Consider the following 6,210-nt stretch of genomic DNA (forward strand, 5'->3'; position numbering starts at 1 on the left):
CCTTGAATTATTCATTTTTTGTTTGTTTTTTCTTAGGCATTCATGAACTCGTTCCTCGTTTTTTGTTCACTTTTTTATCAAGAAAAAAGTGAATAGGGTTGGCCGCCTATGAGGCCGGAAAGCCCTGAGCATAAGGCACTAAACAACCCTCTCAATAAATTCAATAATTAAAAACAAAAGAGCTCGATTTCCATAAAAATCGAGCTCCTTAAGTATATGTTGGTTTGGTTTAACTAGCCTAGATAATGCACTAAGCTTAATTCTCTTAACTTTTTAGCAGCTTGTTCTGGTGTAATATCACGTTGCGGATTAGCCAACATTTCATAGCCTACCATAAACTTTTTCACCGTAGCAGAACGCAATAAGGGCGGGTAAAAGTGCATGTGCCAATGCCATTCTGGATGGTTGCCATCATTTACAGGTGCTTGGTGTACACCAGCCGAATACGGGAATGAAGTTTCAAATAAATTATCGTATTTGATGGTTAATTGTTTCAAGATTTCGGCTAAAGCAGTTTTCTCAGCCTCTGTAAATTCAAGAATATTTTGAACTTGTCTTTTACTGATGATTATTGTCTCATATGGCCATACTGCCCAAAAAGGTACTAAGGCAACAAAATGTTCATTCTCTAAAATCACACGTTCTTGGCTTTCTAGCTCTATCTCCAAATAAGCACTTAATAAGCTTTTTTTGTTTTCTTGATAATACTTTAAAAACTGTACACCTTCTTTTGCAGGTTCTACCGGTACCGAGCTTTGCGCCCAAATTTGCCCATGAGGGTGGGGGTTGCTACATCCCATCACATCGCCTTTGTTTTCAAATATTTGGATATGTTTTATCCAGCTATGAGTAGTAGATAATTCTCTAAACTCTGTTTGCCAAAGCGTAATAACATCTTCTATAGCTTCAACCTCCATCTGTGGAAGCGTTAGATCATGTCGTGGCGAGAAACAGATAACCCTACAAATACCACGCTCGCTAGTAGCTTGTAACAAGTTGTTTTTATTTACTTTTCCTTCCGGAGTATCCTGTAATAAAGAAGAGAAATCATTGGTAAATGCGTACGGACCTTTATAATCAGGGTTTACAGAACCATCAGAACGGGTATTACCCGGGCATAAATAACAGCTGGCATCATAAGTTGGTCTGGGTGTATTGTTAACCGTTTCTACTTTACCTTGCCATGGCCTTTTGGTACGGTGCGGAGAAACCATTACCCATTCGCCAGTTAATATATTTAAACGCTTATGCGGATGTTCATCAAAATTAAATTCCATTAGGCTAAAATTCTTGTACCGTCTTCTATTTGTGATATGTAAACATTCATTCCTTTATTCAGCTTATTAAAATAAGCCTCTTTAACTCTTTTAATCACTTCGTCTAAATGCGCTTCTTTTACTAATGAAATTACGCAGCCGCCAAAGCCACCACCCATCATCCTGGCACCTAAAATAGCTTCCTCTTTTTTAGTACAGCTTACAATAAAATCTAGCTCAGGGCAACTTACTTCATACAATTCGCTTAATCCTTTATGGGTTTCGTACATCTTCTGACCAAAGGCTTCTATATTTCCGGCTTCTAAATCAGCGCAAGCGGCTAACAACCTGTTATTTTCTTCTACTACATACTTGCAGCGGTTATAAATATCTGGACTAGCATCATGCAAGCATTCCTCAACCATTTCTATAGTAGCGTCTCTTAAGAATTTAACTTCTGGATATTTTTGTTGGATGATAGAAACACCTTCTTGGCATTGGCTGCTTCTTACATTATACTCAGAAGAAGCTAATGAATGCTTTACCATAGAGTCGAAAAGCACTATTTTAATTCCTTTCAATTCAAAAGGTACATATTCATATTCCAAAGAGCGACAATCTAATTTAATCACATGACCTTTTTTACCAAAAACGCTGGCAAATTGGTCCATAATACCACATTTAACACCTACAAATTCATTCTCGCCTTTTTGTGCAATTTTAACAATGTCTATTTTAGATAATTGTAAGTTATAAAGCTCGTTTAAAGCATAAGCAACTGCACACTCTAAAGCTGCCGATGATGACATACCTGCTCCAAGCGGAACATCGCCAGAAATAACAGCATTAAAACCTTTAATTTGTTTATTGGCCTTTAAAAGTTGGTCAACAATACATATCACATAATTAGGCCATCCTTTTTCAGAAAAACTATAGTTGTTTAATGAGGTTTCAATCTCATCATCCATATCTGCCGCTACCAATACAATTTTATCGTCATCCCTTTTAGAGATAGCCATATAAGCAGCTTTATTTACGGCAGCAGGCAGCACAAAACCCATGTTGTAGTCGGTATGTTCCCCTATAAGATTTACCCTTCCAGGCGAGCAAACAACCAAAGGTGGCTCATTAAATTTTTCTTTAAATTTTTCTAAAACAAGTTGGTGTGAATTCTTCATATCTCTGGTGTTAACCTTTACAAAATTGGCTTTCATAATCGAGGTTTTATGGAACATGCAAATAAGATACCTAAAAACTGCGATTTTTTGAAAGTGTGAAATTAGAGTAAAGAAATAGCAACATCATGGATAATTTGATGAAGTTATTGTGTTATTTTATGTAGTTTTGAGTTTAAAATTTAAAATTGAAGCAAAAGAAACAAGGTTTTGAAGGCGAGAGAATTCTTGAAATAACAGCCAGTAGACGTCATTTAATTGATAATCCTCAATTTCTGAGTTTTTCTGGAATGGGTTTTTTTCCAAAAGCTAAATACCATGCCGATGAGCAGCAGAAGGGTTATAATCATTATACTTTAATGTATTGTATACAAGGCTTAGGTAAAGCACAAATTTTAGATGAGGATTTAACTATTAAAGCCGGAGACTTTTTCTTTATCCCTAAAAATAAGCCTTTTAGGTTTATGGCAAATCATCAAACACCATGGACAGTTTTTTGGTTTAATTTTGATGGCACTTTCGCCGATGATATTCTCCAACTATTTTATCAGCACAACCAATCTTATAAAGGGTTTTTAGCTTATGAGGAAGAACGTATTATACTATTTGATACCATTTACAAGAATTTAAAAAGAGGTTATAGCAAAGAAGTGATGACGCTTTTAAATATGGGCTTACTACATTTCTTAACTTCTTTTATCATACACATCAGACCTAAGCAAAAAGATAAAAACCAGGATTTGGTAAATCAGGTAATAGATTATTTGAAAAAGAATCTAGATAAGAATATCACTTTAACAGAGATGGCTCAATACATGAATATATCTGTTCCACATTTTTCTTCTGTATTTAAAAAGAAAGTAGGGCTGTCTCCGGTTGATTATTTTTTACAATTGAAAATGCAGCGAGCTTGCCAGTATTTAGAATATACTGATGCTTTAGTAAAAGAAGTAGCTTTTAAAGTTGGGATAGAAGATGCTCAGTATTTTTCTCGTTTGTTTTCAAAAACCGTAGGAATGTCTCCCAATGCCTACAGAAAATCTCTCTACAATAATTAGTTTTATTTAGATTATTATTTTAATGTATTTGATAAAGGGTTCATCTCCTTTAAGATAACTTTTTAAAAGGTAATCCAACTCTTTTTTGGTCTGCTCTTTGTTTTAGCCCTCTTGTATTAAATAAATAAAAATGAAAAAAACAATAATTAAAATGTTTGTTGCAGTAGCTGCAATAACATCATACTTTTCAATAAGCAATAACTTACAGGCACAAACTACTAACCCAGATGGATCAAGAACTCGTTTAGGTGTTGGTTTAAGTTTAGGTGTACCAACCAAAAGTAATGTAGCAGATGTTGTTATCGCACCTGATTTAAGATTACAGCATGATTTAGGGGCTCGTACATCTTTAACCTTAACTACTGGATATTATGGTTTTTTAGGTAAGCCAGAAATACTTGGAGAAAGAATTGGTTCGGATTTAATTCCGCTGAAGGCAGGAGCTAAGTTCTTTTTTGGAGATACCTTTTACTTACAGCCAGAAGCAGGTGTTGCTTTTTCTACAAAAGAAGGTTACGGAACACCTTTTGTTTGGGCTCCAAGTGTGGGTTATGCTAATCAAAAATGGGATATAGCACTGCGCTACGAGGGTTTCGAATATGAAAATGGAAGCAACGGAATGGTAGCTTTAAGAGCAGCTTATTCGTTTAACCTATCTAAATAAGATTTTTTAAAAATTTTGTAAAAAAGTCGACGAAAGTTGGCTTTTTTTGTTTCTAGACAAACAATTTTTGAAATATATGCTTATACTTGAGGCAATAATAGAAATGCCTATATAAATATTACAAAAAGAAGATATTTCTAATAGAATATTAATACAATAATAATTTTTTAATTAATTGATTTAATTAAATTTGTTGCGTAACACCAATTTTATGTCAGAAACAGCAGAACTTAAATTAGATGGTAAATCTATTCAGTTACCAGTTTTAGAAGGAACCGAGAATGAAAAAGCAATTGATATTTCAAAACTAAGAGATCAAACAGGTTATGTAACCTTAGATAGTGGTTTTAAAAACACCGGAGCAACCAAAAGTGCTATTACTTTCTTAGATGGTGAGCAAGGTATTTTAAAGTACAGAGGTTACGGTATAGAAGAACTTGCAGAGAAATCTACGTTTTTAGAAGTTGCTTATCTTTTGATTTACGGTAATTTACCAACTAAAACAGAGATTGAGGACTTTCAGCGTAAAATTAGCAGACATACATTGGTGCATGAAGATATGAAGAAGTTTTTTGATGGTTTCCCATCAAAATCTCATCCAATGGGGCAATTGTCTTCATTAGTATGTTCTTTATCTTCTTTTTACCCAGAGTCTTTAGATCCACATCAAACTAAAGAGGAGTTTGAGTTAACCATTATTAAATTGTTAGCTAAAATGCCAACCATTGTTTCTTGGATTTACAAAAAATCTTTAGGACATCCGGTTATTTATCCTCAAAACAAATACGATTATGTTACTAACTTCTTGTACATGACTTTCGGTCAGCGTACAGAAGAAATTACCATAGACCCAGTGGTTATTGATGCCATGAACAAATTATTGATTCTTCACGCAGATCACGAGCAAAATTGCTCTACTTCTACGGTAAGAATTGTAGGTTCATCAGATTGTAACTTATATGCGTCTATTTCGGCAGGTGTTTCTGCACTTTGGGGTCCGTTACATGGTGGTGCAAACCAAGCTGTAATAGAAATGCTAGAGAAAATTAAAAACGATGGCGGCGATGTAGACAAGTGGGTTAACAAAGCCAAAGATAAAAACGATTCTTTCCGTTTAATGGGCTTTGGTCACCGCGTTTACAAAAACTTTGATCCTAGAGCCAAAATTATTAAAAAAGCTTGTGATGATATTTTAGCAAAATTAGGTATCAATGATCCAGTTTTAGATATCGCTAAGAAATTAGAAGAAGTAGCTTTAAATGATCCTTATTTTGTTGATCGTAAATTATATCCAAACGTAGATTTCTACTCAGGTATCATCTACAGAGCTTTAGGTTTCCCAACAGAAATGTTTACGGTATTATTTGCTTTAGGCCGTTTACCGGGATGGATTGCTCAATGGAAAGAAATGAGAGAAAACAAAGAACCTATAGGAAGACCTCGTCAGATTTATATTGGTGAGAAAGATAGAACCTTTGTTGATATCGCCTCAAGATAATATCTTTAAGATATAGATTGACAAAGCCTGATGAAAACTTCATCAGGCTTTGTTGTTTTATACAGAGATGTAGCGTAAAAAGTATAAAGATTTCTAAATGTTTCCTATTTAGGAAGCTCCTTTGAAAATTAAAATTAGTTTTAATTGATTTTTAAGGTATCATGAATTCGCTAAAGCTTCATTTTGGTTCCTCAAAAGGAACGAGCCTCGCCGGAGATAGAGGCGGATAATTATAATTATTAAAGGTTATTAAACTAGGCTTTAGGAAACTGGCATTTCCGCACAAGGCTTTCCAACCCTAGCCGGGTAGCGGCTTCTTTCTTTTCTTGTAATGGCATTTTCACACAAGTCTTTCCGGCCTCATAGGCGGCCAACCCTAGGCACTTTTTTCTTGAAAAAAAAGTCCCTAAAAAACGAGGGACGAGTTCATGAATGCCTAAGAAAAAAATAAACAAAAAATGAATAATTCAAGGCTGATGAATATTTGTTATTTCGTCTAAATAAATCTTTATGCACAATCCTGAGTGGTGTGAAGGTTTTTGCATATTGAAAGCTACTA

At 34.6% G+C, this 6,210-nt stretch carries 5 protein-coding genes; 3 read left to right on the forward strand and 2 right to left on the reverse strand.

Features of this window, described 5'->3' with window-relative positions; all coding sequences use genetic code 11:
- Positions 1–233 precede the first annotated feature (233 nt).
- Positions 234–1,277, reverse strand: coding sequence for a UDP-glucose--hexose-1-phosphate uridylyltransferase (locus tag B2745_RS00595; RefSeq protein ID WP_304062297.1), 1,044 nt, complete (start codon positions 1,275–1,277; stop codon positions 234–236).
- Positions 1,277–2,470 (reverse strand): galactokinase, encoded by a 1,194-nt coding sequence (gene galK / locus B2745_RS00600; RefSeq protein WP_304062298.1) that lies wholly within the window; start codon positions 2,468–2,470, stop codon positions 1,277–1,279. Before galK ends, B2745_RS00595 begins: the two co-directional genes overlap by 1 nt.
- A 149-nt stretch (positions 2,471–2,619) precedes the next feature.
- On the opposite strand from galK, the gene B2745_RS00605 reads away from it, so the two are divergent.
- The 3 genes from B2745_RS00605 (at position 2,620) to B2745_RS00615 (ending at position 5,651) form a co-directional block, all read left to right on the forward strand.
- A complete protein-coding gene (locus B2745_RS00605) occupies positions 2,620–3,489 on the forward strand; it encodes a helix-turn-helix domain-containing protein (protein ID WP_304062299.1) in 870 nt (289 codons plus the stop codon).
- A gap of 130 nt (positions 3,490–3,619) precedes the next feature.
- A complete protein-coding gene (locus B2745_RS00610; RefSeq protein ID WP_304062300.1) occupies positions 3,620–4,153 on the forward strand; it encodes a hypothetical protein in 534 nt (177 codons plus the stop codon).
- A 211-nt stretch (positions 4,154–4,364) separates the two neighbouring features.
- Positions 4,365–5,651: a citrate synthase gene (locus B2745_RS00615; protein ID WP_304062301.1), complete on the forward strand. Its 1,287-nt coding sequence runs from the start codon at positions 4,365–4,367 to the stop codon at positions 5,649–5,651.
- Positions 5,652–6,210 lie beyond the last annotated feature (559 nt).

This window comes from Pedobacter glucosidilyticus (assembly GCF_002483235.1).
Lineage (GTDB): Bacteria > Bacteroidota > Bacteroidia > Sphingobacteriales > Sphingobacteriaceae > Pseudopedobacter > Pseudopedobacter glucosidilyticum_B.

Coding starts and splice junctions, on each gene's coding strand:
- B2745_RS00595 (WP_304062297.1), bottom strand. CDS start 1,277: ATGGAATTTAATTTTGATGAACATCCGCATAAGCGTTTAAATATATTA.
- galK (WP_304062298.1), bottom strand. CDS start 2,470: ATGAAAGCCAATTTTGTAAAGGTTAACACCAGAGATATGAAGAATTCA.
- B2745_RS00610 (WP_304062300.1), top strand. CDS start 3,620: ATGAAAAAAACAATAATTAAAATGTTTGTTGCAGTAGCTGCAATAACA.
- B2745_RS00615 (WP_304062301.1), top strand. CDS start 4,365: ATGTCAGAAACAGCAGAACTTAAATTAGATGGTAAATCTATTCAGTTA.